Source organism: Paenibacillus sp. FSL P4-0184, assembly GCF_038004625.1.
GTDB lineage: Bacteria > Bacillota > Bacilli > Paenibacillales > Paenibacillaceae > Paenibacillus_AQ.
On record NZ_JBBORN010000001.1, the window covers coordinates 3,502,867 to 3,525,954 of the forward strand.

Sequence of the window (23,088 nt, forward strand, 5' to 3'; positions counted from 1 at the left end):
ACCCCTGTTATGGGAGAAATACTGTTGTTAGAGGGTGTTGAAACTGTTTAAACTCTTAAGCAATAAACGTCTGTTTATTCTGTTGATTACACTGGTGCTGTTCATTGTGGTGATGGGCTTCAGCTTGGCATCAAGGAGTTCCTTGTCCTGGCCGGAGAACTTTCTTAGAGATACTACTGGTTTCGTGCAAAAAATGTTCTACAAGCCCGCTGGATATGTAGCGGGCTTGTTTGAAGATATCGGAAATCTGAAAGATCTTTCTAAGGAAAATGAGCAGCTGAAGATTCTAGCCGCCCAATATGCACGTGATAAAGCCCAGTATAACTTCATTCAGGCAATCAATGAAGATCTGCATAAGCAGTTGAGGTTCACAAAGGAACAAGAGAAATTGTATAAGTATGAGTGGCACATCGCTCAGGTAGTTAGCCAAACTACGGAGCCTGGTAACAGTACTATTGTGATTGATTTAGGCTCCAAAGATGGAGTTAAACCTAATATGTCTGTCATTTCCGTAGATGGTCTGGTGGGTGTTATCAGTCAGGTTAGTAATTTCACTTCTACTGTGAAATTGATTACAATGATGGATACTAATGATCCAAACTCCCAACCTCCGATAGCAGCAACAGCCGTGGGTAAAGAGGGCAAGAGCTTTGGTATGATCGAGAGCTACAATCAGAAAACGAATAAATTACTGATGACTAAGATCCCACCAGGAGACCCTATTGTAAAAGATGATGTTGTTGTTTCCTCCGGTATCGGTGGGTTATATCCACGTGGTTTGACTATCGGTACTGTTGACAGTGTTGAAGTAGGAGAATATGGGCTGACATCTACAGCTGTTGTTACACCTTCTGCAGAGTTTATGGATTGGAAGCATCTATTTGTTGTGTTTACGGAGGAGCGTGCTGAATAGTGAATATGCGCAGATCTGTTCTTGTTCTGTTACTGTTCCTCTTGTTCATTCTGGAGGGAACCATTCTGCCTTGGCTGATTCCAGATGTATGGCAGATGCGAATTATTCCGAATCTAGTGTTCGTTGTGCTATTGTTCGTGGCTGTATATCATCATCGTCATACAGCGCTTATACTGGGCCTAACTTTCGGACTATTACATGATGTCGTTTTTTATGGCAGAATTCTAGGAGCACATTCTTTTGCGATGGGTCTGTCGGCTTATTTAATCGGCCTTCTGTTTCAGATTCCGCGTGCTCCACTGCCTCTTATGATGACTGTGATTCTGCTCGGAAGCTTGCTAGAGGATAGTGTGTTATTTGGTATTTATAGTGTATTCAATCTCAATCAGGAGCCTTATAGCTGGGCTATTTTGAATCATATGCTACCAACGATGCTCTTTCATTTTGCTATTGCTTTGATCCTCTACATACCGTTACGACGCCAGCTTGAGCTGATCAAGAAAGAGAAGAGTACGGAAGAAGCGGCATAAAGAAGCTTCTATTTTCTTTCTTAATAAAGCAGGAATTTAAGGGGCCCGGCACGAATGAATGAGGATAGGGGGCCAGGCATATGACAGTAAAATCCAAGCATGTAAGGATTAAGGGCATCAAGGATGGCCTGATATTCCTGCTAGACGACAAGTGTCCCTTCGAAGATCTTCTGAGCGAGCTTCGCTATAAGCTGGAGCACAGCCATCAAAATATTTTGACTGGACCGATTGTCCATGTAGATATTAAGCTGGGCAATCGTCCCGTAACTGAGGAAGATAAGGAAGCTGTGCTGGAGATTCTGAAGGGACAGGGAAATCTACTGATTCGTTCCATAGAGGCGCTTCCAGTGCCCGGCAGTGAGGATAATGACGCGTTGTTTCTTATGAGCGGGATTCTTCGTTCCGGTCAGGTGCTGCACCATGATGGAAATCTTTTATATCTGGGGGATGTGAACCCAGGAGGAACTATTACCTGTTCAGGCGATATCTATATTCTAGGATCACTTAGAGGTATGGCGCATGCTGGAGTAGATGGAAATGAAGAGGCGATTATCGCTGCTTCATTAATGTCTCCGACACAACTGCGAATTGCTGATATTATCAGTCGTCCTCCCGATGAGTGGGAAACCCGAGAAAGCAGTATGGAGTTTGCATATTTAACGAACGGAGCTATGCAAATCGATAAAATTCATAATTTAGTCAAAGTACGTCAGGATTTAAATGTGTTTAAAGGGGTGTAGCCTCCATGGGAGAAGCGATAGTCGTAACCTCGGGCAAAGGCGGAGTTGGCAAAACAACCACAACAGCCAATATTGGAACCGCACTTGCACTGCAGGGTAAAAAAGTATGTCTCGTCGATACCGACATTGGACTGCGTAATCTGGATGTAGTAATGGGGCTTGAGAATCGTATTATTTATGATCTTGTGGATGTAGCGGAGGGTCGTTGTCGCCTAAATCAAGCACTGGTTAAAGACAAACGCTTTGATGAGTTGTATATGTTGCCCGCAGCTCAAACGAAGGATAAAACGTCCGTCACTCCTGAACAAGTAAAAGATATTATTCTCGAACTGAAGAAGGAATATGAATATATTTTGATTGATTGTCCAGCAGGGATTGAACATGGCTTCCGCAATGCGATTGCCGGTGCGGATAAAGCGATCGTGGTTACCACACCAGAGCATGCTGCTGTGCGGGATGCGGATCGTATTATCGGACTGCTTGAGCAGTCACATGTGGAATCGCCAAAGCTGGTGGTAAATCGTATTCGCCCAGGTCTTGTGAAGTCTGGGGATATGCTTGATATTGAGGATATTTTACAGGTGTTGAATATTGATCTTATCGGAATTGTTCCGGATGATGAACTGGTCATTAAGGCCGCAAATAGTGGAGAGCCTACAGTTATGAATCCCGATTCGTCAGCAGCTATTGCCTACCGCAATATTGCTCGTAGAATTTTAGGTGATGCTGTGCCGCTAATGCAACTTGATCGGAAACCGGGAGCATTTAAGAAGTTCAAGAAATTTTTCGGTATGGCTTAATTCTGCACCAAGCAATCTTACTATAGAAGCATTAACGGTCCCACCACTAGAGAAATCTATGGGTGGGATTTATTTATTTAGTGGTATTTAAGTGCTCCACCTTGGGTGGGCTTGTTCTAAAGAGACTTCCGTGCTTCATAAAATGGAAGTAAAACAAGCCCGTCCGGAGGGATAAACATGGATCTCAAATCAGATATCAAGAATCGCCGCAAGGAGCGTATTCGTAGTTTGCTGGAGGAAATCCCGAATATAGAAACAGCAGAGGTGCCTCCGTTATTCGTTATGCCCGAAAAGAGTACGAGCTTCAAGGAGTGGGGTACGGGGTTTAAGAAAAATGAGGAGCAATCATCTATAGAGCCTGATCCGGAAGTGATGTGGAAAGAGAGACGGGGTGGCTGGGAGGAACCAGGAGGAGGAGGTTCTAAATTTTCTTCCGGTTTTATTCGACGGGTTATAGCCAGTGTGCTTGTGTTTGGAGCGGTGTGGGGAGTTTTTGCAGTTCACCAGCCATGGTCCTATAAAGTCCAAGCCTTTATTAGTGATGCCTTGAGTAATGACATGGATTTCACAGCAGTGCGGGTCTGGTATGAGGAGAATTTTAATGGTGCACCGGCGTTCATACCGATTTTTGGTGACAAAGACGAACCTGCTCAAAAGGCAGCAGCTCAACATGAGCTTAGTGCTCCGGTAGCTGGAAGCATTGTGGAGCCCTTTGCTTCCACGCTAAAAGGTGTAGAAATTATGCCTCAAATCGATTCAACCTCAAATGTGACGGTGAAGAGTATAGACATGGGACGTGTTCTTTCCATTTCCAAAGAATTGGACGGTGGCATTCGAATTGCAGTTCAACATTCTGGAGGAATCACAGCAGAATACGGACATTTAAATGGCACTAAGCTGGAGATTGATGACTGGATTCAGAGTGGAGATGAACTCGGGTGGATGCTGGAGAAAGAGGGCTCCTCAGCTCCAACGCTATTTTTTGCAGTGATGAAAGACAAGACTTATATTGATCCTACAGAAGTGGTATCGTTTGATTAGGATCTTAGGGATTGATCTGTCACTACATCCATTGTTCGTAATCATTATGTTGTTCTCTGTACTCACAGGACAATTTCTGGAGTTGCTAACTTTATTTACGATTGTCCTCATTCATGAAATGGGACATGTGGTGGCTGCCCTTTTAGTTGGTGTTACAGTCAAATCGGTTCAGCTTCTTCCGTTTGGCGGAGTTGCGGTTATTGAGGATCATGGGCGGCTCACCGCTAGTCGTGAGATTGGTATTGCACTTGCCGGTCCACTGCAAAATGGCATCATGATTGTTATGGCTCTTGGGCTTCAGCAAGCAGGTTATGGTAATCAGGAATTTTTAGTCTATTTTATAAATGCTAATGCCATCATTGCGCTCTTTAATCTTTTGCCTGTTCTGCCACTTGACGGAGGCAAAGTACTTCAGGCTACAGTCAGTTTATTTCTTCCTTATTACTATACTTTGCTATGGAGCGGACGAGTGAGTGTTGCTGCAAGCATTTTTGTGATTGTTTATGCGCTATTGCCTCTTGGAGCAGGTGGAGGCTTGAGGCTGAACATGGTTATGATCGGTGCTTTTTTATTGTATTCAAATCTCACGGATCATCGGAATTTACCGTACCGATTTGTTGCGTTTTTGATGAATAGGGAGGCGGTTTATGAGTATCATTTGCGGACAGGAAGTGTGGCTCGTCCAATTGTTGCCTTATCTGCGAAACCTTTAGATGCTATATTGCGTCTATTTAAACGTAATCAATATCATTTTATCTATGTATTAAACGGCGAAGGAAATGTTGTTGCTGTTGTGCCGGAACAGCGCTTAATATCTACCTACTTCGGAATGTAGTGTATTTATGCAGAGCGTGAGAAGGGATGAATGAATGAACGAAACCAGAGGTGAAGCCATGAAACAGATGATCGTTCACTGCACGCAGCACATTACCCGAATGGCTCTTCTGGAGAACGGAAGGCTTGTGGAGTACGCGGCTGAACGCGATCAGCAGCAAGGGCTGGTCGGAAGTTATTATAAAGGCCGTGTGATTAACGTACTTCCAGGTATGCAGGCTGCTTTTGTTGACATTGGACAGAAGAAGAATGCTTTTTTATATGTTGATGATGTTTTGCACCCTCATTTGGATAGACAGCCGGATGTGAAGCCTTCTATCGAGACGCTTTTGCAGCCGGGTCAGGATATTGTTGTACAAGTAAGAAAAGAGCCTAGTGGCGGCAAAGGTGCGCGTGTAACGACCCATTATACATTGCCCGGTCGCTGGATGGTGTACATGCCTTTTGCCGATTATGTTGGGGTATCCAAAAAAATAAGTCGCGATGCAGAACGTAGCCGGCTCAAAGGAATTGGTGAACGTCTGCGAATGAAAGAAGAGGGGGTTATTATGCGGACCGTCTCTCAGGATGAGCCGCATGAAGCAGTGGAGGGTGATCTTTCATTTTTACGTGCGCAATGGGATAACATTACACGTCGGGCACAAACTGCAGAAGCCCCAGCTCTACTTCATCGTGATCTTAGTATTGTTCAGCGCTTTATAAGAGATGCTTTTAATCCACAGCGTGATCAGTTGATTATAGATTCTCCAGTTGCAGTTAAAGAAGCCAAGGCATTTCTGGATGACATGGCACCTGATGGGTACAAGCCTGTGAGTTTATATAATGGACCGGAGTCCATTTTTACAGCTTATGGGGTTCAGGAACAGTTGCACAAGAGCTTCAGTCGCAAGATCACGCTGGAGGGCGGAGCGACAATGATCTGGGATGAGACGGAGGCGCTCACCGTTATTGACGTGAACACTGCGCAATACATTGGAGGAGCATCCCTTGAAGAGACGGTGACGAATACTAATTTGCTTGCAGCAGAGGAGATTGGTCGTCTGATCCGTTTACGAGATACGGGCGGAATCATTATTGTTGATTTTATTGATATGGAAGAAGAGATACACCGTAAAATGGTTACCGAGCGGCTGGAGAAAGTGATCTGCAAGGATCGAACTAAAACCCATATTCTCGGTTGGACAAGACTTGGACTCCTCGAGATGACCCGGAAGAAGGCAAGACATGACTCAGCCAGCTTCGCACCTATCCTTTGTCAGTGCTGCGGAGGGACTGGGAAAGTTGGAGAATGGATGGAATGAGTTGACGATGGGCGATAAGTATGATAATATCTTCAAGTATGTGTTTGATTGATTCGGTCCTGCACATGCTGTAACCGCTCCGATCGGGTACATAAGTGCAGTTCCCACGGGAATCTGCCACCTAGACTAGGCGAGTCTGAGACATGAGGAGGTGCAAGTAAAATGTATGCAATTATCGAAACTGGCGGTAAACAATACAAAGTCCAAGAGGGCGATGTTTTGTTCATTGAGAAGTTGGAAGCTGAAGACGGCGCAAGTGTAACTTTTGACCGTGTATTGGCTGTTTCTAACGAAGGTGGTCTGACTGCAGGAACTCCGCTCGTAAGCGGCGCGTCTGTAACAGCTAAAGTCGAGAAACATGGTAAAGGCGCTAAGGTTGTAGTTTACAAATACAAACCTAAGAAGAACTACCACAAGAAACAAGGCCATCGTCAACCGTACACGAAAGTAACTATCGAGAAGATTCAAGCGTAAGAAGGTGCGTGAATGATTAACGTACGGATTACACGATCTTCGGATCTAGGAACTATCGTTGGCTTTGAGGTAAAAGGGCACGCGGGTTATGCAAAGCGTGGCGAAGATATCGTATGTGCCGGAGTTTCGGCCGTAACGGTTGGAACCGTCAATTCGATTGAGACTTTGACCGGAATCTCCATGGATACATCCATGAAGAACGGATTCCTAAGTGGAACATTAGGTTCCATTGATGATTTCGATACTTCCGCGAAGGTGCAATTGCTGCTTGAATCCATGGTCGTGATGCTAAATGATATCGCAGAATCATACGGAAAGTATCTTCAAATAGAGCAAGTAAATATTTAAAGAAGGAGGTTGACAACATGTTGAAATTGAATCTTCAATTGTTCGCATCGAAAAAAGGTGTAGGTTCCACAAAAAACGGACGGGATTCCCATTCCAAACGTCTTGGCGTGAAACGTGCTGACGGTCAAGCAGTAACCGGCGGTAACATCTTGGTTCGTCAACGCGGAACAAAAATTCACCCAGGCACTAACGTAGGCATCGGTAAAGATGATACGTTGTTCGCATTGGTGGATGGCGTAGTGAAGTTCGAACGTTGGGGCCGCGATCGCAAAAAAGTGAGCGTATACCCAGTTGATGTCGCTCCGGTAGCAGCGGCACTGGAAGCGTAAGCTTACGGAACCATATTTGCATGTAGAAGCCTCCGGCATGAGTGCCGGAGGCTTTTTTGTAGAATATTCAGAAGCGTTTGTGGATACCTTTGAGCACTTTAGAAATGTAGACCTTCAGAGTTTTAAGAAAACATAAACATCCTTAGACATATGTGAAATCTCACGGTTATCTCTGGTGAACTACAGGGAACTGCTGTGTTATACTAGGAAATGGTAATTGATGAGGGTAATAATCTAAACGAAGTCATGAATTTTGCGAACTGAGGGACGGGGAGAAAGAATGAAATCCTGGAAAAGTGCAATCTGGGCAGTCATGTTATCCGTAATGCTTCCTTTAGGACTCGTGTATTGGCATACCTCCCTTTTGACGTGTCTGTTGCTTGGAATTTGGGTAGCAGCAACGGTTGCTTTCAGTTTGATTTGGAATCAGCGTCATTGGGAACGGGAGCTGCGTATACAAGAGAACACTCTGCAACAGGCGGCGATTCGGACACTGAATCATCATCGTCATGATTGGATGAATGATTTGCAGATTCTTTACGGATATATTCAGCTTGGAAAGCCTGATAAATCCGTGGAGTGTGTGGAAAGAATAAAGGAACGCATAGCGCTTGATAGTCGTATCGCGAAGCTGGGCATTCCTTCATTGGTCTTCTATATCCAATCTTTCCGAACTTACCGGACTAGTCTGGAACTGGAAGTTCAAGTGGAGGAAGGATTGCAACTGGAGGAGAAGCTAAACCGGGAAGCAGGAGATGAGCTGACTTCAGTGATCATGCAGACCGTACGAGCTTATCAATATAACGGACTGGCTCCTCAGGGTGAAACGCGCAAGCTGCGTCTTGGCTTTATTCAGGATGGAGGAGACATTCTTATCTCCTTCGAAGGTGAGGGAGAGCATGGCAATCCCGAGCAGCTCAAAGGGCAAATTTATAATATAGTACAAGGGAAAATCATGAAAGCGGAGCAGTTTAAGCCCAGCAAGGCTTATGTAGAGCTGCGTTTGCCGCTTGAAATGTGAGGAAGGTGAACATTAATGTTCGTAGATAAAGCTAAGATTTATGTTAAGGGCGGAGACGGCGGGGATGGTATCGTTGCGTTTCGTCGGGAAAAGTATGTACCGGATGGTGGCCCAGCAGGTGGTGACGGTGGCCGTGGTGGCGACGTTATCTTCCGAGTAGATGAGGGCTTGCGTACGCTGATGGATTTCCGTTATCAGCGCCATTTTAAAGCGGACAAAGGGATTAAAGGACGTAACAGAAGTCAGCATGGGGCGAACGCTGATCATATGATCGTGCGGATTCCACCTGGAACCATATTAATTGACGATGATACTCATGAGATCATCGCCGATTTGACTCGTCATGGTCAGCAAGTTGTTGTTGCCCGTGGGGGTCGTGGGGGTCGTGGGAATGCTCGTTTTGCAACAGCAGCTAATAAGGCTCCAGAGCTAGCAGAGAACGGCGAAGAGGGTCAAGAGCGGTATATTGTTATGGAACTTAAGGTTATGGCTGATGTGGGACTTGTAGGCTTCCCGAGTGTGGGCAAATCTACGCTACTGTCGGTCGTATCAGCAGCTCAACCAAAGATTGGTGCATACCATTTCACTACAATTACACCGAACTTAGGTGTAGTAGATGTTGGGGATGGACGAAGCTTTGTAATGGCGGATCTGCCAGGATTAATTGAGGGAGCTAGTGAAGGCATAGGGCTTGGCCATGAATTCCTACGCCACGTTGAACGTACACGGATCATTATTCACGTAGTGGATATGTCTGGTTCAGAGGGGCGTGATCCCTTCGAGGATTGGGTTCTCATTAATGACGAGCTGAAGCAATACAATGCGGCTCTAATTGATCGTCCTCAGATCGTGGCCGCGAATAAAATGGATATGCCAGAGTCAGAGGGAAATCTCATCGCCTTTCGAGAACGCGTAGCTGAGCTGCGTCCGGATCTTGAGGTTATGCCAATCTCCTCGCTTACCCGTCAGGGTGTTCAGGAACTGTTATATCGTGCAACGGATATTCTTGATAGTATTCCGGTGGCACCGGTAGTTGAAGAAGTATCAGGAACAACTGAACGTAAGGTTTATAAGCTAGAAGCGGAAGATAATAACTCGTTCACCATTACACGTGATAATGAAACATATGTGGTCAACAGCCCTCGTATCGAGAAAATGTTGAAACGTATGCAGCTTAGCACACATGATGCGATTCTAAAGCTCGCCCGGACATTGCGACATATGGGTGTAGATGCAGAGCTTCGTAAACGTGGAGCTGTAGAGGGGACTATTGTCCGTATTGGTGAGTTCGAATTCGAGTTCGTAGAGAATAGCAGTTACTATTAATATTTAGCTGATTACAAAGCGCGACTTGTGTTCTCCTGTAAAGGAAGACGCAAGCCGCGCTTTTTTTATTTCCATATCGAGTATATTTTTTTCGTGAAAAGAACCCAAATCACGATATATATCGTATACAATTAATATCGAAATACACAATTTCCCATCCGGGAACGCATACGTTATTCATATATCATAGATGATGAAAGAGGGAATAGCAGATGGCAATTATAGAAGTGGTGAAGTACGACGGTCCTCCGGGGATTTTCGCATGGAAATATCCTAACCAAGAGCTAGGGACATGGACTCAGCTAATCGTTAATGAATCTCAGGAAGCGATCCTATTCAAGGGCGGACAAGCGCTTGATTCCTTTACGGCAGGGCGGCACACCCTGAGCACCGCCAATATTCCTATTTTATCTAATATCGTTAATCTTCCTTTCGGTGGGAAGTCGCCGTTCACAGCAGAAGTATGGTATGTGAACAAGACCAATTCGATGAATGTTAAATGGGGAACCAGCGCACCTTTACAACTCCAGGATCCTAAATACAAAATTATGATTTCTGTTCGTTCCTTCGGACAGTTTGGTGTAAAGGTTGATAATCCGCGCAAATTTTTGTTGCAGCTTGTTGGAACGCTTCCTCAGTTTGATCACGATACGCTCGTGAATTATTTCCGCGGCTTGCTTATGTCAAATATAAATGAACTGATCTCATCCTACCTTGTACATAAGCAAATCAGTATACTGGAGATTAATGCCTATGTTGCAGAGATCTCAAAGCATATCCAGGGGCGGCTAGCATCAACTTTTCTGGATAATGGACTTGAGCTGAATAATTTCTATATTGATTCCATTAATATTCCTGATGATGATCCGGCAACGATTCGATTAAAGGAAGCTTTAGCTAAAAAAGCAGAAATGGATATTATCGGCTTCAACTATCAGCAGGAGCGCGGCTTTAACACGATGGAAAAAGCAGCAGGTAATCCTGGTAATCTTGGAGTAGGCATGATGAACACCGGGATGGGGCTTGGACTTGGTATGGGATTCGCTGGACCGGCTATGGATATGGTGAATCGTATGACCCGAGGGATGAGTTTTGATTCAGGGACTACAGTTGTGCGTCAAGAGCGCTCCTGTTCGAAGTGTGGGGTTATGAATTCTGTTGAGGGAAGGTTCTGCAGTGGCTGTGGGCATGCTCTGGAGAGCATTCAGCAAAGCGCATCGTCCGGAAACAAGATCAATTGTTTGGAATGTGGTCATGAATTGAAAGCAGGAGCCAAGTTCTGTCCTGGTTGTGGCAATCCTTATCGTGCTTGTCCAACCTGTGGAGCAGATAATCCTGAGGGTGCATCTTCCTGTGTCTCTTGTGGAAAAGAAATGCCTAAAGCCTGTGGTAAATGTGGAGAAATGGTATCACCAGGGGTGAAATTCTGTCCTCACTGTGGAGATAGCTTGGTTATTAAATGCGGAGGTTGTGGGCATGAGCTGAAGCCTGGACAGAAATTTTGTGCAGAGTGTGGAACAAAAGCAGGCTGAAGGAGGACGTTATGAACAAGGGCAAAAGCTATATTCGTATCATCACCATTATTTATGTGGCTGCTATAATACTAACGGTGTTCTCCTTTATAGGGTTAGGCTTCTCTGAATCACTGTTTCGATTCGTGATTTCGCTAGTTGCTGTTCTGCTGGCGGAGAGTGTGGTGTATGGCTATTGTATTTTTTGGCTCCGTACTGCAGGTAGTGTGCAGCGGACCTCACCCGTTCTTCTCAGCGGTGCATTCATCACGGGGATTTATGCGGTTGGAGTATTCGCATCGGCTATTGTCTTCGATTGGCTACTGGAGTTGTCCCCTCTGTGGTATGCTGCCGTTCAACTGCTGATTCTTTTGATTGGTGGAATCACACTAGCTGTGATCGGGATTTATGGATGGAATGCCGGAACAGAAGAACAGCAAATGCAGAGGTCCTTGCAAGCTTTTCGGCAGCATCAGAGTGAAATAAACGAGATCAGTACGCTGGCAAGCAGCTGGAACAATCCCGAAACTGAACAGCTTGTAAAATTGCTCAATAAGTTACGAGATCAATTCAAGTTCAGTGATCCTGTATCAGATCCATCTTTATATGCTACTGAGGATATCATGCATCAGCAGATCTCCCTGTTGCATGATCATGTGAAGCTTCTGCTCATGACAAATGAGCCACATGAGAACTGGCAAGCTGAAATCAACGAAATGGCCGACAGTATTAAAGCTACACTAGAGCGGCGAAATCGGGAATTAGCGGCACTTAAATAGGAGGAAATAACTACATGAACAGATTGAACATACAAGAGCCGTCACCGACCCCAGCGGGGAGTGCAGCGGTTCCTCTGATTAAATTAGACCGGACTGGGTTTGATTATGTCATTCTTGCAGCGGCTTATCTATTCACACCCATTGGACTCGTTCTTGCATTGTTACGTTTGATGCTAACCCATTATAAAAATCATCGGAGACCCACCAATCTAAATCTGATCATGCATGTATTTATCGGAGGATTTGTTGAACTCTCTATTGCAATGTTTGTGGATACCATGAGTGGAAATACTGGAACTTCCGAATTATTAACGATCCAGATTTTCCTTGCAGTCATATTTTTGATTCCGGCACTTATTCTTGCGAGTGTGACAGCAAAAGCTAAATATACACTTTCTAAGCTTAATACTTCTTATATAGAGCTGATTCAAAATAAAAATATCCGATATGTCGGCAGTATATCTGAACGGATAGGTCAAAGCGAAAGTGATGTACGGAGAGATGTCCAATATCTAAAGAATAAAGGATTTTTGGATATTGATATTGTACTTTCCGAGGGGCGTCAGACGCCAGATCCATCCATGGCAGCACCTAATCTTGTACATCCTGAAAGGACTTCAGGCTTCGGAGCCCAAGCTTCGGGACAACAGATTCATTCTCAACCGCAGTCCTCACCGCTGCTGCCTAAGTCCATCCGTTGTCCGGGCTGCGGAGCACAGAACACGGTTCAGCCTAGTCAGTCTAAGAGCTGTGAATACTGTGGCACGATGATATCGTACAGTTAATGCCAAGGTTCTCCCTGAGCATTGTAGATATAACTTAACTAGGGGAGATAAAAGATGAGTAAATTGGATATACGAAGGCAGCCACCAACAACAGGCAAACCGATATATAAGCACGAATATGAGCGGACGGCGTTTGATTATACGACTATTGTGTTTGCGTATGTATTTGCTCCGGTTGGCTTTATATTGGCTGCCATTCGGTTATTATCTACACATTCCAAGAGACAGCGCAAAGCAAGCAATATTAACCTGTTTTATCATGCGTATATGGGTGCCTTTGTAGAATTGGCGATCTATTTCATTATTAGCAAGCTACTCGGTCAAATCGATTATGTCGCACTCTTGATCAGGCTGGTGATTATCTACGCATTGTTTAGGATTCCCGCCATCAAATTGTCAGTTAGGGCCGTAGGATGGAGAGAGGGATTCACCTATCTTTGCAATGACTATATCGCTTTGGTTCTTGTGGACGGCATAAGGCATATCGGCAGCCTATCCGATATTCGCGGATTCAGTGAAGAGAACGTCCGCGAGGTTTTGGAATATTTAAAAGATCAGGGAGTACTTTCTCCAGATATTGTTTATTATGAAGGACGTGTAGACAATCCATTTGTAAAATTGCCGCCGAAGCTTATTTATTCCAAACGGGCACAAGCACTGGTGCGTGCGCCTGAGAATAACCTTCGCTACCGTAACAAGCGAGACCGGTCAGTGTTTGATCGAATCATCATGGCGATTGCCTATTTGTTTGCTCCACTTGGGTTTGTACTTGCGATGCTTCGTTTTGTAAGCACTCATTATAAGAATGAGCGGAAATCATTTAACTACAAATTGCTCTATCATGTATGTATGGGAGCTTTTATGGAACTTGCCGTCCTCTTCGCCGTGGGGACCTACAAAGGGGATTTTAAGTGGTTCACTTTATTGATCATTCTGGTGGTCCTCTACTTGATCTTTATAATTCCGGCGGACAGCTTTGCAGGGAGGGCTACCTTCGCAACAGAAAACTTTGATTTTCTGTGCAAGAAGTATCTCATGCTGATCATAGTGGATGATGTTAGACATATTGGTAATTTAGCTGATATCACGAAACAAAGTGAAGATGATGTACGTAGAGACCTACGGTATTTGGTGAGATGGGGGTTACTTGCTTCTGATCTTGTCTATTATGAAGGACGTGTTAAGCTCTTAGATAAACAACCGCCCAATCTTGTGCATCCTGACCGGGCACAGCCCTCCGCGGCATCAGAGAACCAGCCATCATCTGGGCGGCAGTCATTACCGGAGAATAGGCCTAAGCCACCTGTCCAACTGCCGAAATCCATCGTTTGTTCGAGTTGCGGTGCTAAGAGTAGAGTGCTTCCTGGGCAGGATAAAATCTGTGACTATTGCGGGACGACGATTCCATACAGTTAGTGTACATACGATTGCCTGCTGCCCCCGGGAATCCGGGGGTTTTGCTGCACCGTACTCCCTGGCCTCAGAGTATACATATAAAGTTATTGCATTTTATAAGTCTTTTCCGATATAATGTCCACTAAGAAAACACAAAAGTCTTTGAGGTGAGGACGTTCGTGAAAGAACGCTATTATTTGGTCCGTGAGGACATATTACCTGATGCCGTACTTAAGACAATGCAGGTCAAACAATTGCTTGAGGCCGGGGATGCGAAGACCGTACATGAGGGTGTAGAACAGGTAGGATTAAGCCGAAGTGCTTTTTATAAATACAAGGATGGCATTCACCTGATCCATCAGCTCGAACGTGAGCGAATTGTTACGATCTCCATGGATTTGGAACATGAATCGGGGATGCTCTCCAAGGTTCTAGGATCTGTGGCGGGGCATGGGGCTAACGTGCTGACGATTCACCAGAGTATTCCGCTACAAGGACGAGCGAATGTGGTGATTTCCGTGGAAATCTCACATTTGAATGAGGAGCTCGGAGAGATGCTTGATAGTCTGAAGAATATTCCGGGAGTGAAGCGCGCCCTAATCGTTGGACAGGGATAGAGAAGTTATATACGTAAAACTTTTAGGAGGATACAGATGAAGCCGGTTAAAGTAGGGTTGCTGGGTCTGGGAACAGTTGGTACAGGTGTAGTTCGTATCGTGGAAGGAAATCAAGAGGATTTGAGCAGTCAAGTAGGCTCTCCAATACTCATTGAGCGCATAGCGGTGAATAATTCCAATAAGCCACGTGATATTGAGGTTGACCCTGCCAAAATAACAACAGATCCATGGGATGTTATTCGTGATCCTGAAATTGATGTAATCGTTGAAGTGATGGGTGGTGTCGATGGAACAAAGGAATATATTCTTGAAGCTTTGGACCGCGGTAAGCATGTCGTAACTGCGAACAAGGATTTGATGGCGCTGCACGGTTCGGAGATTCTGGCTAAGGCGCAAGAGAAGCAATGTGATGTCTTTTATGAGGCTAGCGTTGCGGGTGGCATTCCGATTATTCGGACGCTTATCGAAGGCTTTTCTTCAGATAAGATCATGAAGATTATTGGAATTGTAAATGGAACAACTAATTACATACTAACCAAAATGAGCCAAGAAGGCGCATCCTACAATGATGTGTTAAAAGAAGCGCAGGATCTAGGATATGCAGAGGCCGATCCAACTTCCGATGTTGAAGGTCTGGATGCTGCCCGCAAAATGGCGATTCTCGGAACCTTAGGCTTCCGCACTAACGTGGAGCTACATGATGTAAGTGTGAGCGGGATTTCAGAAGTGAGTAAAGCCGATATTGCTTTTGCGAAGCGTCTCGGATATGAAATCAAGCTGCTGGGTATCGCTGAACGTCAGGATGAGGAATTTAGTATCAGTGTTCAACCGACCTTGATTCGAACAAGTCATCCGCTTGCATCCGTAAATGGTGTCTTCAATGCAGTTTATGTGTATGGTGAAGCGGTAGGAGAAACGATGTTCTATGGTGCGGGCGCGGGTGCAATGCCAACAGCAACTTCGATAGTAGCTGACTTGGTAGCCATTATTAAGAACCTCAAGCTGGGTGTTAATGGATTGAAGCAAAAAGTACCTTATAAGCAGAAGAAGCTTAAGAGTGATGAGGATATCTTTTATAAAAACTTCCTACTTTTACACGTTGATGATAAAGCAGGTGTATTGGCCAAGATTACTCAGGTGTTTGCCGAGTATGATGTGAGTCTTGATTCGGTAGTTCAACAAGCCAATCCAAATAATCCTGATGCGGAGATTATTATTGTTACCCATAACGCCAGCAAAGCAAGTATGAATAAAGTGCTGCGCCACTTTAAGGAACTGAAAGTCATCCACCGGATCAAGAGTCATTATCGTGTGGAAGGTTAGCACTGTAGATGGACTATACTTTCTATATTTAAACAATGAGTAAGGAGATTGCACCTGTTATGAGTACTTATGGAGTAGCAAGGGTTAAAGTACCTGCTAGTACTGCCAATCTTGGTCCGGGCTTCGATACTCTTGGCATGGCATTGCCGCTGTATGCCTGGATTGAGATGGAGGAAGCAGAGGAGACAGTTTTTCATCTATATGGTGACGAGATGAAGGGAGTGGCTCGGGATAAGAGTAATTTACTCTATAAGGTCGCTCAAATGGTATTTGCAGAAGCTGGCGTTACGGTGCCTGAAATATCTATTTCGATGTACTCTGAGATTCCGCTTACGCGTGGACTCGGCAGCAGTGCCTCGGCCATCATTGGGGGCATGGTCGCAGCTAATACGATGATCGGCTCTCCGCTCGATGATGCCAAGCTGTTTGATATGGCTACCCAGCTTGAGAAGCATCCTGACAATGTAGGAGCTTCCTTATTTGGTGGCATCATTACCGCAGTGTGGGACGGTGATCATGCGGATTACGTTCGCCTTGATCCACCTCAAGACCTTGAGGTTCTCGTGGTTATTCCTGAATTCGAGCTGGAAACCACAAAAGCACGGGGAGTGCTTCCAACAGAAATCTCAGTTAGTGATGCTGTGTACAACATCAGCAGAACCTCTTTAATGACAGCCTCGTTTGCATCAGGTCGGCTTGACCTGATCAGTAGAGCGATGCAGGATCGTCTGCATCAGCCCTATCGTGCAGCGCTTATTCCAGGCATGGAGAAGCTGCTCGCGGAAGCACCTAACCATGGTGCTTTAGGAATCGCACTTAGCGGTGCCGGTCCTACCCTACTGTGTTTAGTTGATCGCCATGAGACTCGTAAACGAGAGCTTGAGGCTTTCCTGATGAATACGATGCAAGAACACGGCATCTCTGCTCAGACTTGCTGGCTGATGCCTTGTACTTCAGGTGTTACATCAGAGCTTCTTGAAAGAAACGAGATGCAAAACGTATCATTTTTGGATATGATAAAAGGAGAAGTACGGTTATGAAATCAATAGCGGTATTGCCGCAGGGCTCGGTATCTCACGAAGCGCTGCTGCATTTGTTTAACGGCGAGCCTGTAAAAATTGTGCATCACAAGCTAATTTCCGATGTCTTTCTCTCTACGGCTGGTGGCACCACTGATTACAGCGTTATCCCGATTGAGAATACTATTGAAGGCTCAGTTAGTCTACATATTGATTGGCTCATTAATGAGGTCGATCTGCCTATGCAGGCTGAATGGATCTTTCCATCGATACAGAATCTCATCGGTCACCCGCTGGAATTCAGAGATACGAACGGCAATAAGGATTTCACTAAAATTAAAAAAATCCTTTCGCATCCTGTTGCAATGGCACAATGCATGCAATTTGTTCGGAAGCATGCACCTTGGGCTGAACTGGAGTCGGTCGGAAGCACCTCTGAAGCTGTTGAAATCGTTAAGAACAATCCTGACAAGGGCTGGGCTGCGATTGGTACTGCTCTTGGCGCAGCAACTCATGGGCTGGAGATTGTTGATCGGAAAGTTACAGATCACAACAACAACTACACACGATTTGTCCTTGTCGGTCCGCAGAAGATTGATCTTCCACGGAGCAGCAATGGTGTAAAGACGAGTGTCCTAGTTACGCTGCCGGAGGATTTTCCCGGTGCTTTGCATCAGGTCCTCGCTGCCTTTTCTTGGCGGAAGCTGAATTTATCGCGTATTGAATCACGACCAACGAAAAAGAAGTTGGGTACTTATTATTTTTATATTGATGTGCTGGAACCGATAGAATCAGTCCTGCTACCAGGAGCGATTGAAGAGATTAGTGCTTTAGGCTGTCAGGTTCGGATTCTGGGCTCGTATCCCACATACACCTATGAGGAAGAGAAAGCGGAGGTGCAGTAAATTCATGGCTGAACAATGGATCTATCTGGATGGACAACACGTAACTAAGGAAAATGCAAAGGTATCCGTTTTTGATCACGGTTTTTTGTATGGAGACGGCATATTTGAAGGTATTCGTATTTACAATGGTAATATTTTTAAATGTAAAGAGCATTTGGACAGACTATATGATTCGGCGAAGTCGATCATGCTGGACATTCCGCTCACTTATGACGAGATGCTGGAAGCTATGGCTGAAACGATTCGCCTTAACGACATGCGTAACGGTTATATTCGACTGATCGTATCCCGTGGTCCTGGTAACTTGGGTCTTGATCCACGCCGTTGCCCTAAAGCCAGCGTAATCATTATCGTTGAACAATTAGCTATTTACCCAGAGCAAGCGTACATTAATGGGCTTCGTGCTGTTTCTGTATCCCAACGTCGTAATATTCCGGATGCACTGAATCCGAAGATTAAATCGCTTAACTATCTCAACAATATCCTAGTGAAAATCCAGTCCAATCTGGCAGAAGCCGATGAAGCAATCATGATGAATGCTCAAGGATATGTTACTGAAGGATCTGGAGATAATATTTTCATCATCAAAAATGGTGTGGTCTTTACTCCTCCGTGCTATTTGGGAGCGCTTGAAGGAATCACACGTCTGGCGATCATCGAGTTATGTGAGAAATTGGGTATTAAGCTAAAAGAAGAACCATTCACTATGCATGATGTTTACATAGCGGACGAGGTATTCTTCACAGGTACTGCTGCTGAAGTTATTGCTGCGCGTGAAATTGACGGCCGAATCATTGGTGAAGGACAAGCGGGTCCAATCACTTTGAAATTGCTTGAAGAGTTCCGCAATGTTGTTGACAAAGATGGCTACAAGGTTTGGGAATAACAGTTAATCGTACAATTTTCTCTTTACATGCTAGTCGTGTAATGAGTATTGAATAGGCATTAGATATCCTTTCATGCATATGAAGAAGATGGCCGGAGGTCTCTGGTAAATCTTTTCATGTCTCATGAAAGGATTTTTTTTATTTCAGGGATGTCATTCGCCCATGGGCTGCATAAGATGTAGTAACGAAGGAGGCGGCTGTACCGCATATAACTCTGTAAGAGAGCAATGTTCCATCCAAAGGGTGTTTGCTTTCAAAGCCAGTTTTGCTGTGTAGCTGTAAGAAAGCAATACTCCACAAAACTTTTAGGAGGTTAATGCTACGTGAAAATACACATTGTCAAACAAGGCGATAGTCTGTATGCATTATCGCAAAAGTACGGAGTGCCGTTACAAAAAATTATTGAAGCTAATCCACAGATCAGTAATCCGAATGTGCTGGCACTTGGTGAAAAAGTAAAAATACCTACGGCTCCTGTATCCGTACCGGATAACAGTGAAGTTTACTACAAGCATACAGTCAAACAAGGAGATACCTTATGGAAATTATCTAAGGCGTGGGGAATCCCTTTAAAAGATATGGTTGAAGCAAACCCCCAGCTAAAGAATCCGAATGTATTGATGTTAGGGGAAGTAGTCAACATTCCTAAAAAGACATCAAACGCTTCACCCGTACAGCCAGGCTACATGCCTTCTAATGCTTCTGAGAAAACACAAGTTGGCGGGAAGGAATATACGGGTCCAAAAGAACAGCCAGTAGCTGAGGTAGTTCCTGCACCAAAACCGGAAACTAAACCAGAGGTCAAACCAGAAACTAAACCGGAAGCAAAAGCAGAAAATAAACCAGAAGCTAAAGCGGAAACTAAACCTGCACCTAAATCATCGCCAAATATCTCGCCTTTGTACAATTCTGCACCGCACCCATCGATGAACATAGCCCCTATTAATACTCAAAATGCTGCACCTAATGCTGCGCCGAATATGCAGATGGAAGTTGCTCCTGTGCAAGAAATTGAAATGCAGAGCTTATTTGTTCAGATTACAGTTCCAAATCAAGAGCCTGTAGCTCATCATGAGGCAGCAAAAGCTGAGATGAAGCCAGTGGCTTGCAAAGAGGAAAAGGCAGATGCTTGTGACAACATGGGATATCCAGGACTAGGAGGAAATCCTTATCTCTATGATTCTTATCAAAATAGCCCTAATATGAACATGAATTGGGCACCAAGTTATGTTCAACCGGCGTCATATGGACCTGAATGCATGTCTCCATACTACTTTTCAGAAAATATGTATTCACCTAACATGAGTCCAGAACAATGGAATCCGAATGCTGCACCTAATGTGAGTCCAGAACAATGGAATCCGAATGCTGCGCCTAATGTGAGCCCAGAACAATGGAATCCGAATGCTTGGCCTAACATGAGTCCAGAACAATGGAATCCGAATGCTTGGCCTAATATGAGTCCGGAACAATGGAATCCGAATGCTGCGCCTAACGTGAGTCCAGAACAATGGAATCCAAATGCTGCATCTAACAATATGGAGGCTAATGTTTCAGGGATGAACCCGATGTATGGGATGTCATCGAACCTTCCTTGGCCAACTACTTGTGGGTGTGGGGGAATGCATGTTCAACCCTATTCATATGAAATGCCCGTATATAATACCTATCCTGTATATGGAAACCCAAATGCATTCTCTGCTTATGGAGCGGGAACACCTAATCAGGGAATAGTTCCAGCATCTCCTCTTGGAGCTTTTGGCGGGCCGATAATGTCGAGTATTCCGTCTAATCCGCAGTATCCAGGTATTGGTAATTATTCGCAGCATAATCGGGTTCCAGAAATCCAAGATCCTGAAACGTTTGTACAGGACACTCCCGAAGTTGTTAGAACAGTGAGTGAGGAATCTACTTCTGGCGCTTCTCTCAAGAGCAAGGGAACTGCAACGAAGGAAACGGCATCAAAAGCAAAGACCTCGAGTCAAAACAGCAGTAAGAAAAACAATACAGGTGTGAAGTCTCAACGTTCAAATGCTGGTGGTCGTACAGAGAGCTCAAAGAAACGCAGAAATCCGTGGATTTCTAATTAATACAGTTCTAAACTAACATCCAATCTCTATTTAACGTGTAGGTTCTGATTATTAGAATCTGCACGTTTTTTATGAGAAGATGGGAACGAGAAGTAGGACTGAGGCGAAAGTACTTATTTATGTTTTTTGAATTTAGGGGTTGTTTTTAGAGTGGGTTATATGTTACATTATAAATCCAGTCGCAAAGAGGAGATATAAACTTTCGGTTGGTGAATGTTAGTCCGGATGAAATTACAAAAGACTTTGAAAAAAAAGTGTTGCAATTCATCGGAAAACATGATATATTATAAAAGTTGCTGCTGAGACATTAAACGGCGCCAACGAGAACTTGATCTTTGAAAACTGAACAACGAGTGAGTGGGAAATCACGAAAGTGAAATCCAAAATTAGAGAATTAATTTTCTCGTCAGATGTTTCAAAATGAGCATATCGCTCTTTTCAATACTAATTGGAGAGTTTGATCCTGGCTCAGGACGAACGCTGGCGGCGTGCCTAATACATGCAAGTCGAGCGGAGTTAGTTTGAAAGCTTGCTTTCAAACTAACTTAGCGGCGGACGGGTGAGTAACACGTAGGCAACCTGCCCCTTAGACTGGGATAACTACCGGAAACGGTAGCTAATACCGGATAATTTCTTTTTTCTCCTGAAGGAAGAATGAAAGACGGAGCAATCTGTCACTGAGGGATGGGCCTGCGGCGCATTAGCTAGTTGGTGGGGTAACGGCCCACCAAGGCGACGATGCGTAGCCGACCTGAGAGGGTGAACGGCCACACTGGGACTGAGACACGGCCCAGACTCCTACGGGAGGCAGCAGTAGGGAATCTTCCGCAATGGACGAAAGTCTGACGGAGCAACGCCGCGTGAGTGATGAAGGTTTTCGGATCGTAAAGCTCTGTTGCCAGGGAAGAACGTCCGGTAGAGTAACTGCTACCGGAGTGACGGTACCTGAGAAGAAAGCCCCGGCTAACTACGTGCCAGCAGCCGCGGTAATACGTAGGGGGCAAGCGTTGTCCGGAATTATTGGGCGTAAAGCGCGCGCAGGCGGTCATTTAAGTCTGGTGTTTAAACCTTGGGCTCAACCTGAGGTCGCACTGGAAACTGGGTGACTTGAGTACAGAAGAGGAAAGTGGAATTCCACGTGTAGCGGTGAAATGCGTAGATATGTGGAGGAACACCAGTGGCGAAGGCGACTTTCTGGGCTGTAACTGACGCTGAGGCGCGAAAGCGTGGGGAGCAAACAGGATTAGATACCCTGGTAGTCCACGCCGTAAACGATGAGTGCTAGGTGTTAGGGGTTTCGATACCCTTGGTGCCGAAGTTAACACAGTAAGCACTCCGCCTGGGGAGTACGGTCGCAAGACTGAAACTCAAAGGAATTGACGGGGACCCGCACAAGCAGTGGAGTATGTGGTTTAATTCGAAGCAACGCGAAGAACCTTACCAGGTCTTGACATCCCTCTGAATCCACTAGAGATAGTGGCGGCCTTCGGGACAGAGGAGACAGGTGGTGCATGGTTGTCGTCAGCTCGTGTCGTGAGATGTTGGGTTAAGTCCCGCAACGAGCGCAACCCTTAACTTTAGTTGCCAGCAAGTAATGTTGGGCACTCTAGAGTGACTGCCGGTGACAAACCGGAGGAAGGTGGGGATGACGTCAAATCATCATGCCCCTTATGACCTGGGCTACACACGTACTACAATGGCCGGTACAACGGGAAGCGAAACCGCGAGGTGAAGCCAATCCCATCAAAGCCGGTCTCAGTTCGGATTGCAGGCTGCAACTCGCCTGCATGAAGTCGGAATTGCTAGTAATCGCGGATCAGCATGCCGCGGTGAATACGTTCCCGGGTCTTGTACACACCGCCCGTCACACCACGAGAGTTTACAACACCCGAAGTCGGTGGGGTAACCCGCAAGGGAGCCAGCCGCCGAAGGTGGGGTAGATGATTGGGGTGAAGTCGTAACAAGGTAGCCGTATCGGAAGGTGCGGCTGGATCACCTCCTTTCTATGGAGAATCGTCTTCTGCAATGAAGACATTCAAATCGGAAGTTAAACTTCCAAATCTCAGGTTTAGGCCTGTTACTCACTCGTTGCTCAGTTTTGAGAGTTTAAGCTCTCAAGT

22 protein-coding genes, 1 rRNA gene and 1 other annotated feature are annotated in these 23,088 nt (G+C 45.2%); all 23 genes read left to right on the forward strand.

What is annotated here, in order from left to right; genetic code table 11:
* The first annotated feature begins 34 nt into the window (after nt 1-34).
* The 23 genes from mreC (at nt 35) to MKY52_RS15350 (ending at nt 22,971) form a co-directional block, all read left to right on the forward strand.
* Nucleotides 35-913: a rod shape-determining protein MreC gene (gene mreC, locus MKY52_RS15240; RefSeq protein ID WP_341052140.1), complete on the forward strand. Its 879-nt coding sequence runs from the start codon at nt 35-37 to the stop codon at nt 911-913.
* Nucleotides 913-1,443 carry a rod shape-determining protein MreD gene (mreD, locus tag MKY52_RS15245; RefSeq protein WP_081383060.1) on the forward strand — a complete coding sequence of 177 codons (531 nt, stop codon included), beginning with the start codon at nt 913-915 and terminating at the stop codon, nt 1,441-1,443. The genes mreC and mreD overlap by 1 nt, the downstream gene beginning before the upstream one ends.
* A gap of 80 nt (nt 1,444-1,523) precedes the next feature.
* Nucleotides 1,524-2,183 (forward strand): septum site-determining protein MinC, encoded by a 660-nt coding sequence (gene minC, locus MKY52_RS15250; RefSeq protein WP_042191171.1) that lies wholly within the window; start codon nt 1,524-1,526, stop codon nt 2,181-2,183.
* A 5-nt stretch (nt 2,184-2,188) separates the two neighbouring features.
* The gene (gene minD / locus MKY52_RS15255) at nt 2,189-2,983 is read left to right on the forward strand and encodes a septum site-determining protein MinD (RefSeq protein ID WP_042130573.1); all 795 of its coding nucleotides are present in this window, start codon (nt 2,189-2,191) and stop codon (nt 2,981-2,983) included.
* 177 nt (nt 2,984-3,160) lie between these two features.
* A complete protein-coding gene (locus MKY52_RS15260) occupies nt 3,161-4,024 on the forward strand; it encodes a M23 family metallopeptidase (RefSeq protein WP_076286495.1) in 864 nt (287 codons plus the stop codon).
* A complete protein-coding gene (locus tag MKY52_RS15265) occupies nt 4,017-4,859 on the forward strand; it encodes a M50 family metallopeptidase (RefSeq protein ID WP_042191168.1) in 843 nt (280 codons plus the stop codon). Before MKY52_RS15260 ends, MKY52_RS15265 begins: the two co-directional genes overlap by 8 nt.
* 58 nt (nt 4,860-4,917) lie before the next feature.
* Nucleotides 4,918-6,159, forward strand: coding sequence for an Rne/Rng family ribonuclease (locus MKY52_RS15270; protein ID WP_042194404.1), 1,242 nt, complete (start codon nt 4,918-4,920; stop codon nt 6,157-6,159).
* A 62-nt stretch (nt 6,160-6,221) separates the two neighbouring features.
* Nucleotides 6,222-6,307: a sequence feature (ribosomal protein L21 leader region), on the forward strand.
* A gap of 14 nt (nt 6,308-6,321) precedes the next feature.
* Nucleotides 6,322-6,633: a 50S ribosomal protein L21 gene (gene rplU / locus MKY52_RS15275; protein WP_042130566.1), complete on the forward strand. Its 312-nt coding sequence runs from the start codon at nt 6,322-6,324 to the stop codon at nt 6,631-6,633.
* A gap of 12 nt (nt 6,634-6,645) precedes the next feature.
* Nucleotides 6,646-6,981, forward strand: coding sequence for a ribosomal-processing cysteine protease Prp (locus tag MKY52_RS15280; RefSeq protein WP_042191166.1), 336 nt, complete (start codon nt 6,646-6,648; stop codon nt 6,979-6,981).
* 17 nt (nt 6,982-6,998) lie between these two features.
* Nucleotides 6,999-7,310, forward strand: coding sequence for a 50S ribosomal protein L27 (gene rpmA / locus MKY52_RS15285; protein ID WP_042130564.1), 312 nt, complete (start codon nt 6,999-7,001; stop codon nt 7,308-7,310).
* A gap of 280 nt (nt 7,311-7,590) precedes the next feature.
* The gene (locus tag MKY52_RS15290) at nt 7,591-8,331 is read left to right on the forward strand and encodes a Spo0B domain-containing protein (protein WP_076300740.1); all 741 of its coding nucleotides are present in this window, start codon (nt 7,591-7,593) and stop codon (nt 8,329-8,331) included.
* Between the two features lie 15 nt (nt 8,332-8,346).
* Nucleotides 8,347-9,657, forward strand: a complete 1,311-nt coding sequence (gene obgE / locus MKY52_RS15295; RefSeq protein ID WP_341052142.1) for a GTPase ObgE — start codon at nt 8,347-8,349, stop codon at nt 9,655-9,657.
* 212 nt (nt 9,658-9,869) lie between these two features.
* A complete protein-coding gene (locus MKY52_RS15300; RefSeq protein WP_042191160.1) occupies nt 9,870-11,189 on the forward strand; it encodes an SPFH domain-containing protein in 1,320 nt (439 codons plus the stop codon).
* A gap of 11 nt (nt 11,190-11,200) precedes the next feature.
* Nucleotides 11,201-11,947, forward strand: coding sequence for a hypothetical protein (locus MKY52_RS15305; RefSeq protein ID WP_339798178.1), 747 nt, complete (start codon nt 11,201-11,203; stop codon nt 11,945-11,947).
* Nucleotides 11,948-11,961: 14 nt separating this feature from the next.
* Entirely contained in the window at nt 11,962-12,732 is a 771-nt protein-coding gene (locus tag MKY52_RS15310; RefSeq protein ID WP_341052145.1) for a hypothetical protein, read from the forward strand.
* A gap of 54 nt (nt 12,733-12,786) precedes the next feature.
* Complete coding sequence (locus tag MKY52_RS15315; RefSeq protein ID WP_341052146.1) at nt 12,787-14,148, forward strand: hypothetical protein; 1,362 nt, start codon at nt 12,787-12,789, stop codon at nt 14,146-14,148.
* Between the two features lie 158 nt (nt 14,149-14,306).
* A complete protein-coding gene (locus MKY52_RS15320) occupies nt 14,307-14,744 on the forward strand; it encodes an ACT domain-containing protein (protein WP_042130552.1) in 438 nt (145 codons plus the stop codon).
* Nucleotides 14,745-14,780: 36 nt separating this feature from the next.
* Entirely contained in the window at nt 14,781-16,067 is a 1,287-nt protein-coding gene (locus tag MKY52_RS15325; protein ID WP_341052147.1) for a homoserine dehydrogenase, read from the forward strand.
* Nucleotides 16,068-16,126: 59 nt separating this feature from the next.
* Nucleotides 16,127-17,107 carry a homoserine kinase gene (gene thrB, locus MKY52_RS15330; RefSeq protein WP_339243281.1) on the forward strand — a complete coding sequence of 327 codons (981 nt, stop codon included), beginning with the start codon at nt 16,127-16,129 and terminating at the stop codon, nt 17,105-17,107.
* Complete coding sequence (gene pheA / locus MKY52_RS15335; protein ID WP_149646001.1) at nt 17,104-17,991, forward strand: prephenate dehydratase; 888 nt, start codon at nt 17,104-17,106, stop codon at nt 17,989-17,991. Before thrB ends, pheA begins: the two co-directional genes overlap by 4 nt.
* Nucleotides 17,992-17,995: 4 nt before the next feature.
* Complete coding sequence (gene ilvE / locus MKY52_RS15340; RefSeq protein WP_042191145.1) at nt 17,996-18,877, forward strand: branched-chain-amino-acid transaminase; 882 nt, start codon at nt 17,996-17,998, stop codon at nt 18,875-18,877.
* A gap of 324 nt (nt 18,878-19,201) precedes the next feature.
* The gene (locus tag MKY52_RS15345) at nt 19,202-20,968 is read left to right on the forward strand and encodes a LysM peptidoglycan-binding domain-containing protein (protein WP_341052149.1); all 1,767 of its coding nucleotides are present in this window, start codon (nt 19,202-19,204) and stop codon (nt 20,966-20,968) included.
* 445 nt (nt 20,969-21,413) lie between these two features.
* Nucleotides 21,414-22,971, forward strand: a 16S ribosomal RNA gene (locus MKY52_RS15350).
* Nucleotides 22,972-23,088 lie beyond the last annotated feature (117 nt).